Consider the following 20,976-nt stretch of genomic DNA (forward strand, 5'->3'; position numbering starts at 1 on the left):
CCGGCCGGTGCGGGCCGGGCGGATCAGCGCACGAACACCCCCGCCTGACCTGCGAGGTCGAGGAAGTACTGGGGGGCGACGCCCAGCACCAGGGTGACCGCGACGCCCACGGCGATCGCCGTGGAGGTCAGCACGGAGGGCACCGCCACGGTCGGCCCCTCGGGGTTCGGCTCGCTGAAGAACATCAGCACGATCACCCGGATGTAGAAGAACGCGGCGATCGCGGAGGACAGCACGCCGACCACGACCAGCGCCCCGGCGCCCCCTTCGGCCGCCGCCTTGAACACGGCGAACTTGCCCGAGAAGCCGGAGGTCAGCGGAATGCCGGCGAAGGCCAGCAGGAACACCGCGAACACCGCCGCGACCAGGGGCGAGCGCCGGCCCAGCCCGGCCCATTTGGACAGGTGCGTGGCCTCGCCGCCGGCGTCGCGCACCAGGGTGACCACGGCGAAGGCGCCGACGGTCACGAAGGAGTACGCGCCCAGGTAGAAGAGCACCGAGGAGACGCCCTCCGGGGAGGCCGCGATGACACCCGCGAGGATGAATCCCGCGTGCGCGATGGACGAGTAGGCGAGCAGTCGCTTGATGTCCGTCTGGGTGATCGCGACGATCGCACCGCCCAGCATGGTGAGGATGGCGATGCCCCACATCACCGGTCGCCAGTCCCAGCGCAGCCCGGGCAGCACCACGTACAGCACGCGCAGCAGTGCGCCGAAGGCGGCGACCTTGGTGGCCGCGGCCATGAACCCGGTGACGGGGGTCGGCGCGCCCTGGTAGACGTCCGGGGTCCACATGTGGAACGGCACCGCGCCGACCTTGAACAGCAGGCCCATGATCAGCATGGCCGCGCCGACGAGCAGCAGGGCGTCGTTGCCCATGGTCTCGGCGAGCGCGGGGGTGACCTCGGCGACGGTGCCGTCGACGACCTGGGCGATCGTGGCGTACGAGACGGAGCCCGCGTACCCGTACAGCAGGGCGATGCCGAAGAGGGTGAAGGCGGAGGCGAAGGCGCCGAGCAGGAAGTACTTGACGGCCGCTTCCTGGGAGATGAGCCGCTTGCGGCGGGCCAGGGCGCACAGCAGGTACAGCGGCAGCGAGAAGACCTCCAGGGCGATGAACAGCGTCAGGAGGTCGTTCGCGGCGGGGAAGACGAGCATCCCGCCGATCGCGAACAGGGCGAGCGGGAACACCTCGGTGGTGGTGAACCCGGCGCGGACCGCGGCCTTCTCGCTGTCGCTGCCGGGGATGGCGGCCCCCTGGGCGGCGAAGGAGTCGACGCGGTTGCCGTGGGTGGCCGGGTCGAGGCGCCGTTCGGCGAAGGTGAAGACCGCGACGATCCCGGTCAGCAGGATGACGCCCTGGAGGAACAGGGCGGGGCCGTCGACCGCGATGGCGCCCATGGCGGCGATGCCCGCCTTGGTGGTGGCGTACCCGCTCGCGGCGAGGGCCACCACCGCGGCGAAGGCGGCGGCCAGCGCACCTACCGACAGCAGGAGTTGGGCGTGGTAGCGCGCTTTGCGCGGGACCGCGGCTTCCACGAGGATGCCGAGGACCGCCGCGACGATCACGATCAGGACGGGCGAGAGCTGCCCGTACTCGATCTTGGGTGCGTCGATCTTGTTGAGGGGATCGGCCGCTGTTGTCCACAGGCTGTGGACGGCTGATGCGTTCACTTGGCCGCCTCCACCTCGGGCTGGGGGTCCTTCTTCTGGACGTCGGACATGGTGTGCTCGACCGCCGGGTTGACGATGTCCGTGAGCGGCTTCGGGAAGACGCCCAGGAAGAGCAGCAGGGCGATCAGCGGGGTCACCACCACGAGTTCCCGCACCCGTAGGTCGGGCATGGACGCGACTTCCGGCTTGACCGGGCCGGTCATCGTCCGCTGGTAGAGGACGAGCACGTACAGCGCGGCCAGGACGATGCCGAGGGTCGCGACGATCCCGGCGGCCGGATAGCGCGAGAAGGTGCCGACCAGGACGAGGAACTCACTGACGAACGGGGCCAGTCCGGGCAGCGAGAGGGTGGCGAGACCGCCGATCAGGAAGGTCCCGGCGAGCACCGGGGCGACCTTCTGGACCCCCCCGTAGTCGGCGATGAGCCGCGAGCCGCGCCGGGTGATCAGGAACCCGGCGACGAGCATCAGGGCCGCCGTCGAGATGCCGTGGTTGACCATGTACAGCGTGGCGCCGCTCTGGCCCTGGGAGGTCATCGCGAAGATGCCGAGCACGATGAACCCGAAGTGCGAGATCGACGCGTACGCGATCAGCCGCTTGATGTCGCGCTGGCCGACCGCGAGCAACGCCCCGTACACGATGCTGATCAGGGCGAGGACGATCACCACCGGGGTGGCCCACTGGGACGCCTCGGGGAACAGGCCCAGGCAGAAGCGGAGCATCGCGAAGGTGCCGACCTTGTCGACGACCGCGGTGATCAGCACGGCGACCGGTGCGGTGGACTCGCCCATCGCGTTGGGCAGCCAGGTGTGCAGCGGCCACAGGGGCGCCTTCACCGCGAAGGCGAAGAAGAACCCCAGGAACAGCCAGCGTTCGGTGCTGGTCGCCATCTCCAGCGAACCGTTGGCCCGGGCCTCGGCGATCTCCTGGAGCGAGAAGCTCCCGGCGACCACGTAGAGGCCGATCACCGCGGCGAGCATGATGAGCCCGCCGGCGAGGTTGTAGAGCAGGAACTTGACCGCGGCGTAGGAGCGTTGGGTGGCCGCGGCCTTGTCGCCGCCCTCGTGGGCCCGGTCCCCGAAACCGCCGATGAGGAAGTACATCGGGATGAGCATGGCTTCGAAGAAGATGTAGAAGAGGAAGACGTCGGTGGCCTCGAAGGAGAGGATCACCATCGCCTCGACGGCGAGGATCAGGGCGAAGAAGCCCTGGGTCGGGCGCCAGCGGGAGTTGTGGGTCTCCAAGGGGTCGGCGTCGTGCCAGCCGGCGAGGATGATGAACGGGATCAGCAGCGCGGTGAGCCCGATGAGGACCACGGCGATGCCGTCGACCCCGAGTTCGTAGCGCACCCCGAAGTCGCTGATCCAGGAGTGGGATTCGGTGAGCTGGTAGCGGTCGCCGCCCGGCTCGAAGCGGACCAGTACGGCGACGGCGAGGGCCAGGGTGGCCAGCGAGACGAGCAGCGCCAGCCACTTGGCGGCGGTGCGGCGCGCGGCGGGGACGGCGGCGGTGGCGATCGCGCCGAGTGCCGGGAGCACGGCCGTCGCGGTGAGCAGGGGAAAGGACATGGCTTCAGACCGCCCTCATGAGCAGGGTCGCGGCGATGAGGACAGCCGCGCCGCCGAACATCGAGACCGCGTACGAGCGCGCGTAACCGTTCTGGAGTCTGCGCAGCCGCCCCGACAGTCCGCCGACGGAGGCGGCGGTGCCGTTGACGACCCCGTCGACCAGGGTGTGGTCGACGTACACCAGGGACCGGGTGAGGTGCTCGCCGCCGCGGACCAGGACGACGTGGTTGAAGTCGTCCTGGAGGAGGTCGCGGCGGGCGGCGCGGGTGAGCAGGGAGCCGCGCGGGGCGACCACCGGGACGGGGCGGCGACCGTACATGACGTAGGCGACGCCGGCGCCGAGGACCAGTGCGACGACCGTGGCCAGGGTGACCGTCAGCGCGCTGAGCGGCGGGTTGCCGTGCTCGGTGTGCCCGATGACGGGCTCCAGCCAGTGCTGGAAGCGGTCGCCGATGCTGAACAGGCCGCCCGCGAACACCGAACCGAAGGCCAGGATGACCATGGGGATGGTCATCGAGCGGGGCGACTCGTGCGGGTGCGGCGGGTTGCCGTCCGCATCGGGCTGCCAGCGCTTCTCACCGAAGAACGTCATGATCATCACGCGGGTCATGTAGAACGCGGTGATGACCGCGCCCAGCAGGGCCGCGCCGCCGAAGATCCAGCCCTCGACGCCGCCCTTGGCGAACGCCGCCTCGATGATCTTGTCCTTGGAGAAGAAGCCGGACAGACCGGGGAAGCCGATGATGGCGAGGTAGCCGAGGCCGAAGGTGACGAAGGTGACCGGCATGTACTTCCGCAGGCCGCCGTACTTGCGCATGTCGACCTCGTCGTTCATGCCGTGCATCACGGACCCGGCCCCCAGGAACAGCCCGGCCTTGAAGAAGCCGTGCGTCACCAGGTGCATGATCGCGAAGGCGTAGCCCAGCGGGCCGAGCCCCGCGGCGAGCACCATGTAGCCGATCTGCGACATGGTCGAGCCGGCGAGCGCCTTCTTGATGTCGTCCTTGGCGCAACCGACGATCGCACCGAACAGCAGCGTCACCGTGCCGACGATGGCGACGACCAGCTGCGCGTCCGGAGCCGCGTTGAAGAGGGCGCCGGAGCGCACGATCAGATAGACGCCCGCGGTCACCATGGTCGCCGCGTGGATCAGCGCCGAGACCGGGGTCGGGCCCTCCATCGCGTCCCCCAGCCAGGACTGGAGGGGCACCTGCGCGGACTTGCCGCAGGCCGCCAGCAGCAGCATCAGGCCGATCGCGGTGAGCGTGCCCTCGGAGACCTCCCCGGTGGACGCCAGGACCGGCCCGAAGGCGAAGGTCCCGAAGGTGGTGAACATCAACATGATCGCGATGGACAGGCCGATGTCACCGACCCGGTTGACCAGGAACGCCTTCTTGGCGGCGGTCGCCGCGCTGGGCTTGTGCTGCCAGAAGCCGATCAGCAGGTACGAGGCGAGGCCCACGCCCTCCCAACCGAAGTACAGCAGCAGGTAGTTGTCGGCGAGCACCAGGAGGAGCATCGCCGCGAGGAACAGGTTGAGGTAGCCGAAGAAGCGGCGGCGCCGCTCGTCGTGCTCCATGTAGCCGATCGAGTAGACGTGGATCAGGGTGCCCACACCGGTGATCAGCAGGACGAAGGTCATCGACAGCGGGTCGAGCTGGAAGGCGATGTCCGCCTGGAAGCCCTCGACGGGAATCCAGCTGAACAGGTGCTGGTGCAGCGTGCGGTCGTCGGCGCTCCGGCCGAGGAGGTCCGCGAACAGCACCGCACCGATGAGGAACGACGCACCGGCGAGGGCCGTGCCGAGCAGATGGCCGGTGCGGTCGAGCCGACGGCCGCCGCAGAGCAGGACCGCCGCTCCGAGCAGGGGCGCCGCGACCAGCAGCGCGATCAGGTTCTCCACGATTCAGGGTCCCCTTACAGCTTCATCAGGCTAGCGTCGTCGACCGAGGCCGAATGCCGGGAACGGAACAGCGACACGATGATCGCGAGCCCGACCACGACCTCGGCGGCGGCGACGACCATCGTGAAGAACGCGATGATCTGCCCGTCGAGGTTGCCGTGCATCCGGGAGAAGGCGACGAGCGCGAGGTTGCAGGCGTTCAGCATCAGCTCGATGCACATGAACACCACGATCGCGTTGCGTCGGATCAGTACGCCGGTGGCCCCGATGGTGAACAACAGGGCGGCGAGGTACAGGTAGTTGATCGGGTTCACTTCGACGCCTCCTCGGGCCGGGTCCGCTCCAGCCGGTCCTCGGAGCTCCGCTCGATGGCCTTCAGGTCGTCGAGCGCGTCCCGGGACACGTCACGGATCTGGCCCCGCGCGCGCAGCGTCTGGTTGACGGTCAGCTCGGACGGGGTGCCGTCCGGCAGCAGACCGGCGATGTCGACGGCGTTGTGCCGGGCGTAGACGCCCGGCGCGGGCAGCGGCGGCACGTGCGTGTTCGCGCGCACCCGCTGCTCGGCCAGCTCGCGCTGGGTCTTCGCCCGCTCGGTGCGCTCCCGGTGGGTGAGCACCATGGCGCCGACGGTCGCCGTGATCAGCAGCGCGCCGGTGATCTCGAAGGCGAAGACGTACTTGGTGAAGATGAGGGCGGCAAGCCCCTCGACGTTGCCGCCGGCGTTGGCCTGGGCGAGGCCCTGCGACTCGGTGATCGCGGCGTTCCCGATCCCCCCGATCAGCAGGGCGCCGAAGCCGAGGCCGCAGGCCACGGCCAGCCAGCGCTGGCCCTTGATGGTCTCCTTGAGGGAGTCCGCGGCGGTCACGCCGACGAGCATGACCACGAAGAGGAACAGCATCATGATCGCGCCGGTGTAGACGACGATCTGGACGATCCCGAGGAAGTACGCGCCGTTGGCGAGGTAGAACACCGCCAGGATGATCATGGTCCCGGCGAGGCAGAGCGCGCTGTGCACCGCCTTGCGCATCAGGATCGTGCACAGCGCGCCGATGACGGCGACCGTTCCGAGGATCCAGAACTGGATCGCCTCACCCGTCGACGTGGCGGCGGCGAGCTGGTTCACGCCTGGCTCCCTTCCGCCCGCCGGGCCGCCGAAGCGCGCTGTGCCGACGGCTCGGGCACACCGCCCCCCGCGGCCTGGGCGGACTCGTCGCCCTCGGGCTTCTCCCCCTGGGAGAGGGCCACTTGGGGCACCGTCCCCGGAGCTGCACGGGTGATCAGGCCCTTGTAGTAGTCCTGCTCGTCGGCGCCCGGGAAGATCGCGTGCGGGCTGTCGACCATGTCCTCGTCCAGGCCGGCGAGGAGCTGTTCCTTGGTGTAGATCAGGTTCTCGCGGCTGCTGTCCGCCAACTCGAACTCGTTGGTCATCGTCAGCGCTCGGGTGGGGCACGCCTCGATGCAGAGCCCGCACAGGATGCAGCGGGCGTAGTTGATCTGGTAGACGCGGCCGTAGCGCTCACCGGGCGAGTAGCGCTCCTCCTCGGTGTTGTCGGCGCCCTCCACGTAGATGGCGTCGGCCGGGCACGCCCAGGCGCACAGCTCGCAGCCCACGCACTTCTCCAGGCCGTCCGGGTGCCGGTTCAGCTGGTGACGGCCGTGGAAGCGGGGCGCCGTGGTCTTCGGCTGCTCCGGGTACTGCTCGGTCAGCCGCTTCTTGAACATGGCCTTGAACGTCACGCCGAAACCCGCCACGGGGTTCTGGAACCCCTCCTTGGCCGCTCGGGTGTCGTCCGGCTCGGGGGATCGCTCAGCCATCGGACGCCTTCTTTCCGTCGGTGGTCCCGCCCACGGGTTGCTCGCTCGTCGGGTCCGGCCCGCCGCTGGTGACGAGCTCCCGCTCCCGCCGCGAACGCCTGCGCGGCACGGCCGGCAGCTCCTGGCCGGGCAGCGGGGGCACCGGGAACCCGCCCGCCAACGGGTCGAACGCGGGGGGTTCCACGGCCTGTTCGGCGGCGACCCGGGCCCGGCCGCGATCGCGGAAGATGTCCACCACGATCGACAGCAACAACAGGGTGAGGATGCCGCCGCCGACGTACAGCGCGATGTCGGCGAAGTCGTAGTTCTCGTTGCGCAGGGTCCGCACGGTGGCGACGAGCATCAGCCACACCACGGAGACCGGGATCAGGACCTTCCAGCCGAGCTTCATCAACTGGTCGTAACGGACGCGGGGCAGGGTGCCGCGCAGCCAGATGAAGAAGAACAACAGCAGCTGGACCTTGACGATGAACCAGAGCATCGGCCACCAGCCCTGGTTGGCGCCCTCCCAGAAGGTGCTGATCGGGTACGGGGCCCGCCAACCGCCCAGGAACAGCGTCACCGACACCGCGGAGACCGTCACCATGTTCACGTACTCGGCGAGCATGAACATCGCGAACTTGATCGACGAGTACTCGGTGTTGAAGCCGCCGACCAGGTCGCCCTCGGACTCCGGCATGTCGAACGGCGCCCGGTTGGTCTCGCCGACCATGGTGACCACGTAGATCAGGAACGACACCGGGAGCAGCACCACGAACCAGCGGTCCGCCTGGGCGTCCACGATCGCCGAGGTGGACATCGACCCGGAGTACAGGAACACCGAGGCGAACGCGGCGCCCATGGCGATCTCGTACGAGATCATCTGCGCGCAGGACCGCAGCCCGCCGAGGAGCGGGTACGTCGATCCGGAGCTCCAGCCGGCCAGCACGATGCCGTAGATGCCGACCGAGGCGACCGCGAGCACGTACAACATCGCGATCGGCAGGTCGGTGAGCTGCATCGTGGTGCGCTGCCCGAAGATCGACACCTGGTTGTCGGCGGGGCCGAACGGGATCACCGCGATCGCCATGAACGCGGGCACCGCAGCGACGATCGGCGCGAGGACGTAGACCACCTTGTCCGCGCGCTTGACGATGAGGTCTTCCTTGAGCATCAGCTTGATGCCGTCGGCGAGCGACTGGAGCATGCCCCACGGGCCGTGCCGGTTGGGGCCGATCCGCAGCTGCATCCAGGCGACGACCTTGCGCTCCCAGACGATGGACACCAGCACGGTCACCATCAGGAAGGCGAAGCAGAACACCGCCTTGATGACCACCAGCCACCACGGGTCGCGGCCGAACATGGACAGGTCTTCCAGGGCGAGCGACGTCAGCGCCGGGGGCGTCATGACTCCACCTCCGTACCCTCCTGTGACGCCGACGCCGGCGGGGCCGCCGGGCCGATCCGGACCAGGGCGCCGGGCAGCGCCCCGGTGTCGGCGGCGACGCCCGCGCCCGCCGAGTTGAGCGGCAGCCACACGACCCGGTCGGGCATCGGGGTCACCTGCAACGGCAGCGCGGTGCTGCCCGCGGGCCCGGTGACGGTGAGGACCTCGCCGTGCGCGACGCCCGCCTCGGCCGCGGTGGCCGCCGAGAGCCGGGCGACGGCGGCGTGCCGGGTCCCGGCGAGCGCGTCGTCGCCGTCCTGGAGCCGGCCCCGGTCGAGCAGCATCCGGTGGCCCGCGAGCACGGCCTCACCGGCGGCCGGGCGGGGCAGCGCACCGCCGGCGGTCACCGGGTCGTCGGCCCGCGGACCGCTCCAGCCGCCGAGCCGGTCCACCTCCCGGCGCAGGGTGGCGAGGTCCGGCAGGCCCAGGTGCACGTCCATCGCGTCGGCGAGCATCTGGAGGACGCGCGCATCGGTGGGGGCGACCCGGCGGGACATCTGGTCGGGCTTGAGCGCGGCCTCGAACGGCCGGGCGCGACCCTCCCAGTTGAGGAAGGTGCCGGCCTTCTCGGCGACCGCCGCGACCGGGAACACCACGTCCGCGCGGTCGGTGACCTCGCTGGGCCGCAGTTCCAGGCTGACCACGAACGCGGCCCCGTCGAGCGCGGCGCGGGCGCGCGCCGGGTCCGGGAGGTCCTCGACCTCGACGCCGCCGACCAGCAGGGCGCCGAGGATGCCGTCCGCGGTGGCCGCCACCATCTCGGCGGTGTCCCGACCCCGGCGGTGCGGGAGTTCGGCGAGGCCCCAGGCCGCGGCGACCTCCTCGCGGGCCCGCGGGTCGGTGGCCGGCCGGCCGCCCGGCAGCAGGGTCGGCAGGACGCCCGCCTCGACCGCACCGCGTTCGCCGGCCCGGCGCGGAATCCACACCAGTCGGGCACCGGTCGCGGCGGCGGCCCGTGCGGCGGCCGTCAGACCGCCCTTGACCCCGGCGAGGCGTTCGCCGACGACCAGCACGGCCCCCTCGGTGCGCAGCGCCTCGGCGGCCCCGGTGCCACCGGCCTCCAGACCGATACCGGTGGCCAGGGCGTCCAGCCACTCGGTCTCGGTGCCGGGGGCGGCCGGCAGCAGGGTGCCGCCCGCCTTCTCCAGTCCCCGGCTGGCGTGGGTGGCGAGCGCGAACACCCGCTGTCCGTGGGTGCGCCACGCCTTGCGCAGCCGCAGGAAGACCCCGGGGGCCTCCTCCTCGGACTCGAAGCCGACGAGGAGCACGGCGGGCGCCTGCTCCAGCGTGCGGTACGTGAGTCCGCTGCCGTCGAGGTCCCGGCCGCGGCCGGCGACCCGGGCGGCCAGGAAGTCGGCCTCCTCGGCGCTGTGCACCCGGGCCCGGAAGTCGACGTCGTTGGTGTCGAGGGCCACCCGCGCGAACTTGCCGTACGCGTAGGCGTCCTCCACGGTCAGCCGTCCGCCGGCCAGCACCCCGGCCCGGCCGCGGGCCGCGGCCAGTCCGCGGGCCGCCGCGTCCAGCGCCTCCGGCCAGCTCGCGGTCTCCAGTTCACCGGTGTCGGCGTTGCGGACCAGCGGGTGGGTGAGCCGGTCGGGCCGCTGGGCGTAGCGGAACCCGAAGCGGCCCTTGTCGCACATCCACTCCTCGTTGACCTCGGGGTCGTCGGCCGCGAGGCGGCGCATGACCTTGCCGCGCCGGTGGTCGGTGCGGGTGGCGCAGCCGCCGGAGCAGTGCTCGCACACGCTGGGCGAGGACACCAGGTCGAAGGGGCGGGAGCGGAACCGGTAGGCGGCCGAGGTGAGCGCGCCGACCGGGCAGATCTGGATGGTGTTGCCGGAGAAGTACGACTCGAAGGGGTCGCCCTCGCCGGTGCCGACCTGTTGCAGGGCGCCCCGCTCGACGAGTTCGATCATCGGGTCGCCGGCGATCTGGTTGCTGAAGCGGGTGCAGCGGGCGCACAGCACGCAGCGCTCGCGGTCGAGGAGCACCTGGGTGGAGATGGGGACGGGCTTCTCGTAGGTGCGCTTGCGGCCCTCGAAGCGGGTGTCCGGGGAACCGACCGACATGGCCTGGTTCTGGAGCGGGCACTCGCCGCCCTTGTCGCAGACGGGACAGTCCAGCGGGTGGTTGATGAGCAGCAGCTCCATCACCCCGCGCTGTGCCTTCTCGGCGACCGGGGAGGTGACCTGGGTGCGGACCACCATCCCGTCGGTGCAGGTGATGGTGCAGGACGCCATCGGCTTGCGCTGGCCCTCCACCTCGACGATGCACTGGCGGCAGGCGCCCGCGGGGTCGAGCAGGGGGTGGTCGCAGAAGCGGGGGATCTCGATCCCGAGGAGTTCGGCGGCGCGGATCACCAGGGTGCCCTTGGGCACGCTGATCTCGACGCCGTCGACGGTCAGGGTGACGAGGTCCACGGGCGGGAGCACCGCGTCGCCGCCCCCGGAGGGGGTGCTCGTGGTGACCGTCATGCGTTCACCTCCGTGGTGTCGGCGGGGTTGTCGGCCCAGGCGGTGGACCGGGCGGGGTCGAAGGGGCAGCCCCGGCCGGTGATGTGCTCCTCGTACTCGGCGCGGAAGTGCTGGAGCGAGGAGAAGATCGGCGACGCGGCTCCGTCGCCGAGGGCGCAGAAGGACTTGCCGTTGATGTTGTCGGCGATGTCGTTCAGCTTGTCGAGGTCGCGCATCAGTCCGCGGCCGGCCTCGATGTCACGCAGCAACTGGACGAGCCAGTAGGTGCCTTCGCGGCAGGGGGTGCACTTGCCGCAGGACTCGTGGGCGTAGAACTCGGTCCAGCGGGTCACCGCGCGCACCACGCAGGTCGTCTCGTCGAAGCACTGGAGGGCCTTGGTGCCGAGCATGGAGCCGGCGGCGGCGACGCCCTCGTAGTCGAGCGGGACGTCGAGGTGTTCCTCGGTGAGGATCGGGGTGGAGGAGCCGCCGGGCGTCCAGAACTTGAGGCGGTGTCCGGGGCGCATCCCGCCGCTCATGTCGAGCAGTTGGCGCAGGGTGATCCCCAGGGGTGCCTCGTACTGGCCGGGGCCGGCGACGTGGCCGCTGAGCGAGTACAGGGTGAAGCCCGGGGACTTCTCGCTGCCGAGCGAACGGAACCAGTCCTTGCCCCGGTTGAGGATCGCGGGAACCGAAGCGATGGACTCGACGTTGTTCACCACAGTGGGGCACGCGTACAGGCCCGCGACGGCAGGGAAGGGGGGGCGCAGTCGCGGTTGGCCGCGGCGACCCTCCAGCGAGTCCAGGAGGGCGGTCTCCTCGCCGCAGATGTACGCGCCGGCGCCGGCGTGGACGACGACGTCGAGGTCGAGGCCGCTGCCGAGGACGTCCTTGCCGAGGAAGCCCGCGTCGTACGCCTCGCGCACGGCCTCGTGCAGTCTGCGCAGCACGGGGACGACCTCACCGCGCAGATAGATGAAGGCGTGCTGCGAGCGGATGGCGTAGCAGGCGATGGCGATGCCCTCGATGAGGGAGTGCGGGTTGGCGAAGAGCAGCGGGATGTCCTTGCAGGTCCCGGGCTCCGATTCGTCCGCGTTGACAACTAGATAGTGGGGTTTGCCGTCTCCCTGGGGGATGAACTGCCACTTCATCCCGGTGGGGAAGCCTGCGCCGCCCCGGCCGCGCAGGCCGGATTCCTTGACGTAGGCGATGACGTCGTCGGGCGACATGGCGAGGGCCTTGCGGAGCCCTTCGTAGCCCTCGTGTCGTCGGTAGACGTCCAGTGACCAGGACTTCTCCTCGTCCCAGAAGGCCGACAGAACCGGTGAGAGCAGTTTCTCCGGGTTGCTGTGGCTGATCTCCGGCGCCAAGGTCATCACGCTCCCTCCTCGGTGTCCCCGCTGGCCGGGCCCGCCGGGTGTGACGGGTCGGGTGCCGGCATGTCTTGAGGGTTCTGCGGGGTCTGCGGGCCGTGCTGTCCGGCGCGCGGGTGGACGACGCGTGCGGCGGACTCGCCGCGGGCCAGGCGCAGTCCGATCAGGGACGCGGGGCCGGCGCCGCCGGTCGCGTCCACGGCTCCGGCGCGCTCGTCGGGGAAGCCGGCGAGGATGCGGGAGGTCTCCTTGAAGCTGCACAGCGGGGCGCCGCGGGTGGGTTCGACGGTGGCGCCGGTGCGCAGGTCGTCGACGAGGCGCCGGGCGGACTGGGGGGTCTGGTTGTCGAAGAACTCCCAGTTGACCATCACCACGGGGGCGAAGTCGCAGGCCGCGTTGCACTCGATGTGTTCGAGGGTGATCGTGCCGTCCTCGGTGGTCTCGCCGTTGTCGACGCCGAGGTGTTCCTTCAGGCTCTCGAAGATGGCGTCGCCGCCCATGACGGCGCACAGCGTGTTGGTGCAGACGCCGACCTGGTAGTCGCCGCCCTGCTTGCGCCGGTACATCGAGTAGAAGGTGGCGACGGCGGTGACCTCGGCGGTGGTCAGGTCGAGCACGTCGGCACAGAACCGCATCCCGGTCCGGGTGACGTACCCCTCCTCGGCCTGCACGAGGTGCAGCAGCGGCAGGAGCGCGGAGCGGGAGTCGGGGTAGCGGGCGATCAGTTCCGCCGCGTCCGTTTCGAGTCGGGCGCGGACGTCGGCCGGGTAGTCGGCGGCGGGCAGCTGGGGCATGCCCAGGCCCACCTCCCGGGGTGCGGGGTGAGCGGGTGTGGCGGTCACCGGTCGACGCCTCCCATCACGGGGTCGATGGACGCGACGGCGACGATGACGTCGGCGATCTGGCCGCCTTCGCACATCGCCGCCATGGCCTGGAGGTTGGTGAAGGACGGGTCGCGGAAGTGGACCCGGAAGGGGCGGGTGCCGCCGTCGGACACCACGTGCACGCCGAGTTCGCCCTTGGGCGACTCGACGGCGGTGTACGCCTGGCCGGCGGGGACCCGGAAGCCCTCGGTCACCAGCTTGAAGTGGTGGATCAGGGCCTCCATGGAGGTGCCCATGATCTTCTTGATGTGGTCGAGGGAGTTGCCGAGTCCGTCCGGGCCCTGGGCGAGTTGGGCGGGCCAGGCGATCTTCTTGTCCGCGACCATGACCGGGCCCGGCTCCAGCCGGTCGATGCACTGCTCGACGATCCGCAGTGACTGCCGCATCTCCTCCAGCCGGACCAGGAAGCGCCCGTAGGAGTCGCAGGTGTCGGCGGTCGGGACCTCGAAGTCGTACGTCTCGTAGCCGCAGTACGGCTGGGACTTGCGCAGGTCGTGCGGGAGGCCGGCGGAACGCAGTACGGGTCCGGTGGCGCCCAGGGCCATGCAGCCGGTGAGGTCGAGGTAACCGACGTCCTGCATGCGGGCCTTGAAGATGGGGTTCCCGGTGGCGAGCTTGTCGTACTCGGGGAGGTTCTTCTTCATCTTCTTGAGGAAGTCGCGCAGGTGGTCGATCGTGCCGGGGGGCAGGTCCTGGGCGAGTCCGCCGGGTCGGATGAACGCGTGGTTCATCCGGAGGCCGGTGATCAGTTCGAAGATGTCGAGGATGAGTTCGCGGTCGCGGAAGCCGTAGATCATGATGGTGGTCGCGCCGAGTTCCATGCCGCCGGTGGCGATGCAGACCAGGTGCGACGACAGCCGGTTGAGCTCCATCAGGAGCACCCGGATCACGGTGGCCCGGTCGGGGACCTCGTCCTCGATGCCGAGCAGCTTCTCGACCGCCAGACAGTACGCCGCCTCGTTGTAGAACGGCGTCAGGTAGTCCATGCGGGTCACGAAGGTGGTGCCCTGGGTCCAGGTCCGGTATTCGAGGTTCTTCTCGATGCCGGTGTGGAGGTAGCCGATGCCGCAGCGGGCCTCGGTGACCGTCTCCCCGTCGATCTCCAGGATCAGTCGGAGCACCCCGTGCGTGGAGGGGTGCTGGGGGCCCATGTTGACGATGATGCGCTCGTCGTCGGCCTTGGCGGCGGACTCGACGATCTCGTCCCAGTCGCCACCGGTGACCGTGTAGACGGCGCCTTCGGTCGTTTCCCTCGGGAAGGCAGATGAAGTGGTCATCAGGAGTACGACCTCCGCTGGTCGGGAGCCGGGATCTGGGCGCCCTTGTACTCGACGGCGATGCCGCCCAGGGGGTAGTCCTTGCGCTGCGGGAAGCCCTGCCAGTCGTCCGGCATCATGATCCGGGTGAGCGCGGGATGGCCGTCGAAGACGATGCCGAAGAAGTCGTACGCCTCGCGCTCGTGCCAGTCGTTGGTGGGGTAGACGCGGACCAGCGAGGGGATGTGCGGGTCGGCGTCGGGGGCCGAGACCTCCAGGCGGATCAACCGGTTGTGGGTGATCGAGCGCAGGTGGTAGACGGCGTGCAGTTCGCGACCCTGGTCCCCGAGGTAATGCACCCCGCTGACGCCGGTGCACAGTTCGAAGCGGAGCGCCGGGTCGTCGCGCAGGATCTGGGCGACGCGCACCAGGTAGGCCCGCTCGATGTGGAAGGTCAACTCGTCCCGGTCGACGACCGTCTTGTCGATCGCCTCCTCGGGGACGAGCCCCTGCTCCTCCAGGGCGCCTTCGAGTTCGTCGGCGACCTCGTCGAACCAGCCGCCGTAGGGGCGGGAGGACTCGCCGGGCAGCCGCACCGAGCGGACCAGCCCGCCGAAGCCGGAGGTGTCCCCGGTGCCCCCGGCGCCGAACATGCCGCGCTGGACGCGGATCTCCTCGCCGTGGTCGCCGCGCTGCCCCGGCAGGTTCTGGGCGTTGAGCTCCCGATCGGGATTCACGCCGTTGCCCTCGCTCATCGCAGCAGCCCCTTCATCTCGATGGTCGGGAGCGCCTTGAGGGCCGCTTCCTCCGCCTCGCGGGCCGCCTCCTCGGCGTTGACGCCGAGCTTGGAGGTCTGGATCTTCTGGTGCAGCTTGAGGATCGCGTCCAGCAGCATTTCGGGCCGCGGCGGGCAGCCCGGCAGGTAGATGTCCACGGGGACGACGTGGTCGACGCCCTGGACGATCGCGTAGTTGTTGAACATGCCGCCCGAGGACGCGCAAACGCCCATCGAGATGACCCACTTGGGGTTCGGCATCTGGTCGTAGACCTGACGCAGCACGGGCGCCATCTTCTGGCTGACGCGGCCGGCGACGATCATCAGGTCGGCCTGGCGCGGCGAACCGCGGAACACCTCCATGCCGAAGCGCGCGAGGTCGTAGCGACCCGCGCCCGTCGTCATCATCTCGATCGCGCAGCACGCGAGGCCGAAGGTGGCGGGGAAGACGGACGCCTTGCGCACCCAGCCCGCGGCCTGTTCGACGGTGGTCAGCAGAAATCCGCTCGGCAGTTTCTCTTCGAGTCCCATGGGTGGCTCCTAGACCCTTCTGTCCCTCGCGGGTTTCAGTCCCATTCCAGGCCGCCGCGCCGCCACACGTATGCGTAGGCGACGAAGACGGTGAGCACGAAGAGCAGCATCTCCACGAGCCCGAAAAGACCCAGGGCGTCGAAGCTGACGGCCCACGGGTACAGGAAGACGATCTCGATGTCGAAGATGATGAAGAGCATCGCCGTCAGGTAGTACTTGATCGGGAACCGCCCGCCGCCCGCTGGCGTCGGTGTCGGTTCGATACCGCATTCGTACGCTTCGAGCTTCGCCCGGTTGTATCGCTTTGGACCGATAAGCGTGGCCATGACCACGGAGAAGATCGCAAAGCCTGCCCCGAGGGCTCCCAGTACGAGGATGGGCGCATATGCGTTCACCGCTCCTCGCTCCTCTCAGTCGGCATTGACTGCTTCGGCGGTCCCCCCGCGACCACGGGGCCGGGGAGGCTTTGAACCCGTCACCCGCCCCATGCGCCTCACGAGCCCTGCGGAACTCTCCCGTCCCGTAGCCCTCATGAGCCTCTGCCACCTCGGGAAGCCCCCCAGGTCACTCCCGGAGCGCCTACCAAGATCGCGTTCATGTGAAGCAGGTCACAAGCCCAACTGCGGTGCATCCTATGCCTGTGGGTCTGTGATCTGCGACACGGGGGTCTTGATCAGCTTTGTGATCTCCACCACCTGGCGAAGGATCATCAAGTCGGATGAGCAGTGATCTTCGTACGCGAAGCGGCGGTGCGGTCACGAGACGTGACAAGTTGGCTCGTCGGTGCAGGTGAAACGGGGTTTGCACTATCAAGCGATGCAGCGTTCAGGCAAATTCGCGCTGGACGCGACGCCTTGATAGTGGAGTCGCGTTCACATCCGCCCCCTTCCGACCCGGCTCTGTGAACGCGATGTGAACACCCGCCCGCCGGGCGCCACTACGCGCTCCCGTTCACGAGCGGCGACGCTTCAGCCGCCCCAGAACACCCCTCGCGCCACATCCATCACAGAAGTGACGTGACCGGGATGATCCACCTGAATCAGAACCTTCGGGATGGTCGACGTGACGACCGCGACCACGCGACGCCCACCCCCCGACGACGACACCCCGACAGCGGGTGACGACGGAGGGTGACGGCGACGCACAGCGACGGAGCTGCCGCGGTGTGCGAGGATGGGAACGAGGGGAGGCGCCGACGCGATCGAGCCGTCGGGAGCCGCCCGCGAGCGCGACGAGAGACCCCCCTGTGACCTCCGTCACATGACACGCCCTGTGCGACTTACCGGGCTTGGCCATCCTCCGTAACCAGTGGTAAGCGCAGGGCAATTCGGACGTAAACAAGAAACCGTGTGATCACAGGCATGATCACCAACGCCCGCATTGTCCGTTACGGCGTCAATAAAGGTCGACACGCCCGGGATTCACGGCAGTGGTGGCGCAACTGTGGCGCAGGCCACGTTTCTTGAAGGTAACGGTGCCCCCCTGATAGCGGTGGAGCATGTCCCACACCGCTCACATACCCAGCCACCGGAAGCCCCGCCGCGGCAACGCCACGAAGCTGCGCGCCGGAGTGGCCGGTGGCGTGCTCAGCACCCTCGCGGTGGCCGGTTCGGCCGGATCGGCGTCCGCCGCCGAGCCCGTGACCGAGACCATCGAACTCCCCACGCTCTCCTCCGACCTGTCCGTGCAGGTCGCCCGTTCGGCGAGCGCCACCCAGCTCACCGCCGCGACCTACGAGCTCCAGGCACAGCAGGAGCAGGTCGAGGCCGAGCGCGACGCGGCCACCGAGAAGGCCGCCAAGCAGGCGAAGAAGGACCGCGACGAGGCCGTCCGCAAGGCCGAGGCCAAGAAGGCCGAGGAGCGCGCCGCCGCCGAGGCCGAGCGCAAGGCCGAGGAGCGCGCCTCCCGCACCGCCGACGAGCGCACCAAGCTCGCCACCGCTTCGGCCCCCGCCGCCGGCGGCTCGTCCGGTTCCGCCGGCTCCGGCAGCTCCTCCGGCTCCGGCTCCTCCGGCTCGGGCAACTCGTCCTCCAGCGGCAACGAGCAGGGCACCGCCACCCCGTCCAGCGGCAATCTGAACGCCGTCATCGCCTTCCTCAAGGCGCAGGTGGGCGACGCCTACGTCATGGGTGCCACGGGCCCCAGCTCCTGGGACTGCTCGGGACTCGTCCAGGCCGCCTTCAAGCAGGCCAACATCAACCTGCCGCGCACCTCGCAGCAGCAGTCGACGGCCGGCACCCAGGTCGGCACGTCGAACCTCCAGGTCGGCGACATCCTCTACTGGGGCGGTGCCGGCTCGGCGTACCACACCGGCGTCTACATCGGTAACGGCCAGTACCTGGACGCGGCGAACCCCGCGAAGGGCGTCGTCATCCAGGACCTGTCGGGCTACCCCGCCGACGGTGCGATCCGCGTGCTCTGAGCACCTCGTGCTTCCCGCACCACGTCGAAGGCCGTCGCCCTCCCCGGGTGACGGCCTTCGTGTTCCACGGGTGCGCTGGGATTGCCCGCGCGGTTCCCCGCGCCCCTTTCGGTACGTCCACCTGACGGTGCGCTGACCGGCCCGGGTGCACGCGGCGCTCTCCCGTGCGGGTGCGCTGTAGTTCCCCGCGCCCCCTTCGGGGCCCATCCCGGCGGGGGTGCGCTGCTCGGGAGGAGAGCCCCTTCAGGGGCGCGGGGAACTGCGCAAACGCGGGACGGACCCCCACGGGACAACGCACCCCGGGCACAGCGCACCGACAGGGGGCGCGGGTGGTCGCCCACGCACGCTCAGGCGCGGGGGGTGACCTTGGTGAGGCCGTTGATGATGCGGTCCATCGCATCGCCCCCCGTGGGGTCGGTGAGGTTGGCGAGCATCTTGAGGGTGAAGCGCATCAGCACCGGATGCGTGAGGCCGCGCTCGCTCGCGAGCTTCATGATCTTCGGGTTCCCGATCAGCTTCACGAAGGCGCGACCGAGGTTGTAGTAGCCGCCGTACGTGTCCTTGAGGACCTTCGGGTACCGCTGGAGCGCGAGTTCGCGTTGCGCGGGCGTCGTACGGGCGTTGGCCTGGACGATGACCTCGGCTGCGATCTGCCCGGACTCCATGGCGTACGCGATGCCCTCGCCGTTGAACGGGTTGACCAGCCCGCCCGCGTCACCGACGAGCAGCAGCCCCCGCGTGTAGTGGGGTTGGCGGTTGAACGCCATCGGCAGCGCGGCGCCCCGGATCGGGGTCGTCATGTTCTCCTCGGTGTAGCCCCACTCCTCGGGCATCGAGGCGCACCACGCCTTCAGCACCTCGCGCCAGTCGAGCTCCTTGAACGAGGCGGTGGTGTTGAGGACGCCGAGACCCACGTTGGACGTGCCGTCGCCCATGCCGAAGACCCAGCCGTAGCCGGGCAGCAGCTTGTCCACCGGGCCGCGCCGGTCCCACAGCTCCAGCCAGGACTCCAGGTAGTCGTCGTCGTGGCGGGGCGAGGTGAAGTAGGTGCGCACGGCGACGCCCATCGGACGGTCGTCGCGCCGGTGCAGCCCCATCGCCAGGGACAGCCGGGTGGAGTTGCCGTCCGCGGCGACCACGACCGGGGCGTGGAAGGTGACGGGCGTCTTCTCGTCACCGAGCTTGGCCTCGACACCCGTGATCCGGCCGGTGCGGGGGTCGGTGATGGGTGCGCCGACGTTGCAGCGTTCGTAGAGCCGAGCACCCGCCTTCTGGGCCTGCTGGGCGAGTTGCTCGTCGAAGTCGTCGCGTTTGCGGACCAGTCCGTAGTCCGGGAAGCTGGCGAGTTCCGGCCAATCCAGCTGGAGCCGGGTGCCGCCGCTGATGATCCGCAGACCCTTGTTGCGCAGCCACCCCGCCTCCTCGGAGATGTCGATGCCCATCGCGACGAGCTGTTTGGTGGCGCGCGGGGTGAGGCCGTCGCCGCAGACCTTCTCCCGCGGGAAGGCGGTCTTCTCCAGCAGCAGTACGTCCAGGCCCGCCTTGGCCAGGTAGTACGCGGTCGTCGAGCCGGCCGGTCCGGCCCCGACGACGATCACATCTGCGCGGTGTTCGGAGAGCGGCTCGGTCACGGCGGGTTCTCCCCAAGGACGTGGATTTCTACGTGCCGACCGGCACGGGACACGTGCAGTCTAAGAGGCGGAACCGACTAGCCAGCCGAAGGGCCGCCCAGTGAGTCAACCCGTACGCCCCGCCGTCCCGTCCGTCGCGCCGTCCGCCGTGCCGCTCCCCGTGGTGGGTCTGCGGGTGCCCACCCATGAGGACGCCCACCATTGGCACCGGGTGTTCGACGACCCGGAGGTGATGCGGTTCCTCGGCGGGACGTCGGCGGAGCCGTCCGCGTACGAGGAGTTGACCGCCAGGCAACGGCGTCACCACGCGGAACTCGGCTTCTGCCTCTGGACGGTGACCGGTGGCGTTGGCGGTGAGGTGCTCGGGTTCACCGGCGCGCAGCCCTGGCCGCGGGACTGGGGGCCGGTGGGCGAGATGGAGATCGGCTGGCGACTGGGGCGGGAGCACTGGGGGCGCGGGTACGCGACCGCGGCGGCGCTCGCCGGGCTCGACGCGGTGCGCGGCGCCGGGGTGCGCCACGTGGTGGCGATGGTGGACTCCGAGAACGCCCGCTCGCTCGCGGTCACCGAACGGCTGGGCATGGAGCGGGCCGAGGAGTTCGCCACTCCGGGCGGACGCCTGGCGTACTGCTTCCGACTGGACCTGTAGGGCCCGGAAACGGGGGCGTGCGGAGGGTGCCGGGGGCGCGCCCTGATGAGCACGCTCCCGTAGGGCGGGCATCACGCTCCGCGTACGCGGGGTCGCGGCGCTTCCGGGCGGGCCGGTGTCGGAGCTACCCTTTTCGGTACCACTGGGGGTGAGTTTGTGCGCTTTGCACCCAGAACACATGACGTACGGGTCCCCCGGCTCGTCGGGCTGATGGCCGTGGACGCGAAGGCCGCCGCGCAGGCGCACGGAGTGCTGCTCAGCGCGCCCGATCGGCCCGATCTGCGGCACGCCGTCGTCGATTACGTGGTGCGGCAGTACCCCGCGCCCGGGGTCGAGGTGCCGCGGGGGGCCACGGTCACCGTGTGGTTCGACCTGGGGCCCGGGGAGGGGGACGGCGGCTCGGGCGTGCGGGAGCCGCGGCGGCCTGGGCCCGAGCCGGACGGGGTGGGTCGGGAGCGGTCGCCCTGCGGGACGTAGGCTCCGCGTGGGTTGCGTTTGACCTGTGCGATGCGCTGCGCGGTGCCTGATCCGGTGCGCTCCGGTGCTCGTGCGCGGTCCAGTCCGCGTGCGCTGGAGGATTGCGCAGTTCCCCGCGCCCCTATCCGGTGCGACCCGCC

General features: G+C 70.1%; 18 protein-coding genes. 3 read left to right on the top strand and 15 right to left on the bottom strand.

Translation table 11 applies throughout. The features are described from left to right. Positions 1 to 23: 23 nt before the first annotated feature. Genes nuoN through ACFWIA_RS13755 form a run of 14 tightly spaced genes read right to left on the bottom strand, consistent with a single transcriptional unit; the run spans position 24 to position 16,052 of the window. Positions 24 to 1,673, bottom strand: a complete 1,650-nt coding sequence (nuoN, locus tag ACFWIA_RS13690) for an NADH-quinone oxidoreductase subunit NuoN (RefSeq protein ID WP_387003622.1) — start codon at positions 1,671 to 1,673, stop codon at positions 24 to 26. Then, positions 1,670 to 3,241 (bottom strand): NADH-quinone oxidoreductase subunit M, encoded by a 1,572-nt coding sequence (locus ACFWIA_RS13695; protein ID WP_387003625.1) that lies wholly within the window; start codon positions 3,239 to 3,241, stop codon positions 1,670 to 1,672. Before ACFWIA_RS13695 ends, nuoN begins: the two co-directional genes overlap by 4 nt. A 4-nt stretch (positions 3,242 to 3,245) precedes the next feature. Beyond that, a complete protein-coding gene (nuoL, locus tag ACFWIA_RS13700; protein WP_387003628.1) occupies positions 3,246 to 5,144 on the bottom strand; it encodes an NADH-quinone oxidoreductase subunit L in 1,899 nt (632 codons plus the stop codon). A 14-nt stretch (positions 5,145 to 5,158) separates the two neighbouring features. Beyond that, positions 5,159 to 5,458 carry an NADH-quinone oxidoreductase subunit NuoK gene (gene nuoK / locus ACFWIA_RS13705; RefSeq protein WP_385494999.1) on the bottom strand — a complete coding sequence of 100 codons (300 nt, stop codon included), beginning with the start codon at positions 5,456 to 5,458 and terminating at the stop codon, positions 5,159 to 5,161. Further along, positions 5,455 to 6,267: an NADH-quinone oxidoreductase subunit J gene (locus tag ACFWIA_RS13710; protein WP_385494998.1), complete on the bottom strand. Its 813-nt coding sequence runs from the start codon at positions 6,265 to 6,267 to the stop codon at positions 5,455 to 5,457. Before ACFWIA_RS13710 ends, nuoK begins: the two co-directional genes overlap by 4 nt. Next, on the bottom strand, positions 6,264 to 6,959 hold the full coding sequence (nuoI, locus tag ACFWIA_RS13715) for an NADH-quinone oxidoreductase subunit NuoI (protein WP_387003632.1): 696 nt from the start codon (positions 6,957 to 6,959) through the stop codon (positions 6,264 to 6,266). Before nuoI ends, ACFWIA_RS13710 begins: the two co-directional genes overlap by 4 nt. Continuing rightward, positions 6,952 to 8,346 (bottom strand): NADH-quinone oxidoreductase subunit NuoH, encoded by a 1,395-nt coding sequence (gene nuoH, locus ACFWIA_RS13720; RefSeq protein ID WP_387003635.1) that lies wholly within the window; start codon positions 8,344 to 8,346, stop codon positions 6,952 to 6,954. The genes nuoI and nuoH overlap by 8 nt, the downstream gene beginning before the upstream one ends. Further along, complete coding sequence (locus ACFWIA_RS13725; RefSeq protein ID WP_387003637.1) at positions 8,343 to 10,859, bottom strand: NADH-quinone oxidoreductase subunit G; 2,517 nt, start codon at positions 10,857 to 10,859, stop codon at positions 8,343 to 8,345. The genes nuoH and ACFWIA_RS13725 overlap by 4 nt, the downstream gene beginning before the upstream one ends. Further along, entirely contained in the window at positions 10,856 to 12,217 is a 1,362-nt protein-coding gene (gene nuoF / locus ACFWIA_RS13730) for an NADH-quinone oxidoreductase subunit NuoF (protein ID WP_387003640.1), read from the bottom strand. The genes ACFWIA_RS13725 and nuoF overlap by 4 nt, the downstream gene beginning before the upstream one ends. Further along, entirely contained in the window at positions 12,214 to 13,005 is a 792-nt protein-coding gene (nuoE, locus tag ACFWIA_RS13735) for an NADH-quinone oxidoreductase subunit NuoE (protein ID WP_387003643.1), read from the bottom strand. Before nuoE ends, nuoF begins: the two co-directional genes overlap by 4 nt. Positions 13,006 to 13,049: 44 nt before the next feature. Continuing rightward, complete coding sequence (locus ACFWIA_RS13740) at positions 13,050 to 14,372, bottom strand: NADH-quinone oxidoreductase subunit D (RefSeq protein WP_387003646.1); 1,323 nt, start codon at positions 14,370 to 14,372, stop codon at positions 13,050 to 13,052. Then, positions 14,372 to 15,106 (bottom strand): NADH-quinone oxidoreductase subunit C, encoded by a 735-nt coding sequence (locus tag ACFWIA_RS13745; protein ID WP_387003649.1) that lies wholly within the window; start codon positions 15,104 to 15,106, stop codon positions 14,372 to 14,374. The genes ACFWIA_RS13740 and ACFWIA_RS13745 overlap by 1 nt, the downstream gene beginning before the upstream one ends. Further along, positions 15,103 to 15,657, bottom strand: coding sequence for an NADH-quinone oxidoreductase subunit B family protein (locus ACFWIA_RS13750; protein WP_351248288.1), 555 nt, complete (start codon positions 15,655 to 15,657; stop codon positions 15,103 to 15,105). Before ACFWIA_RS13750 ends, ACFWIA_RS13745 begins: the two co-directional genes overlap by 4 nt. A 35-nt stretch (positions 15,658 to 15,692) precedes the next feature. Further along, on the bottom strand, positions 15,693 to 16,052 hold the full coding sequence (locus ACFWIA_RS13755; protein ID WP_073792966.1) for an NADH-quinone oxidoreductase subunit A: 360 nt from the start codon (positions 16,050 to 16,052) through the stop codon (positions 15,693 to 15,695). Between the two features lie 1,103 nt (positions 16,053 to 17,155). Here ACFWIA_RS13755 and ACFWIA_RS13760 point away from each other — a divergent pair. Further along, entirely contained in the window at positions 17,156 to 18,079 is a 924-nt protein-coding gene (locus ACFWIA_RS13760; RefSeq protein ID WP_387003654.1) for a C40 family peptidase, read from the top strand. A gap of 347 nt (positions 18,080 to 18,426) precedes the next feature. On the opposite strand, the gene ACFWIA_RS13765 is transcribed toward ACFWIA_RS13760, so the two are convergent. Next, positions 18,427 to 19,710: a geranylgeranyl reductase family protein gene (locus ACFWIA_RS13765; protein WP_387003657.1), complete on the bottom strand. Its 1,284-nt coding sequence runs from the start codon at positions 19,708 to 19,710 to the stop codon at positions 18,427 to 18,429. A 100-nt stretch (positions 19,711 to 19,810) separates the two neighbouring features. Here ACFWIA_RS13765 and ACFWIA_RS13770 point away from each other — a divergent pair, with 100 nt between their 5' ends. Together ACFWIA_RS13770 and ACFWIA_RS13775 are read left to right on the top strand one after the other, a co-directional pair. Further along, positions 19,811 to 20,359 carry a GNAT family N-acetyltransferase gene (locus ACFWIA_RS13770; RefSeq protein ID WP_387003660.1) on the top strand — a complete coding sequence of 183 codons (549 nt, stop codon included), beginning with the start codon at positions 19,811 to 19,813 and terminating at the stop codon, positions 20,357 to 20,359. Between the two features lie 156 nt (positions 20,360 to 20,515). Further along, the gene (locus ACFWIA_RS13775; RefSeq protein WP_387003663.1) at positions 20,516 to 20,836 is read left to right on the top strand and encodes a PASTA domain-containing protein; all 321 of its coding nucleotides are present in this window, start codon (positions 20,516 to 20,518) and stop codon (positions 20,834 to 20,836) included. Positions 20,837 to 20,976 lie beyond the last annotated feature (140 nt).

Origin of the sequence: Streptomyces sp. NPDC127068 (assembly GCF_042724695.1) — a bacterium.
Lineage (GTDB): Bacteria > Actinomycetota > Actinomycetes > Streptomycetales > Streptomycetaceae > Streptomyces.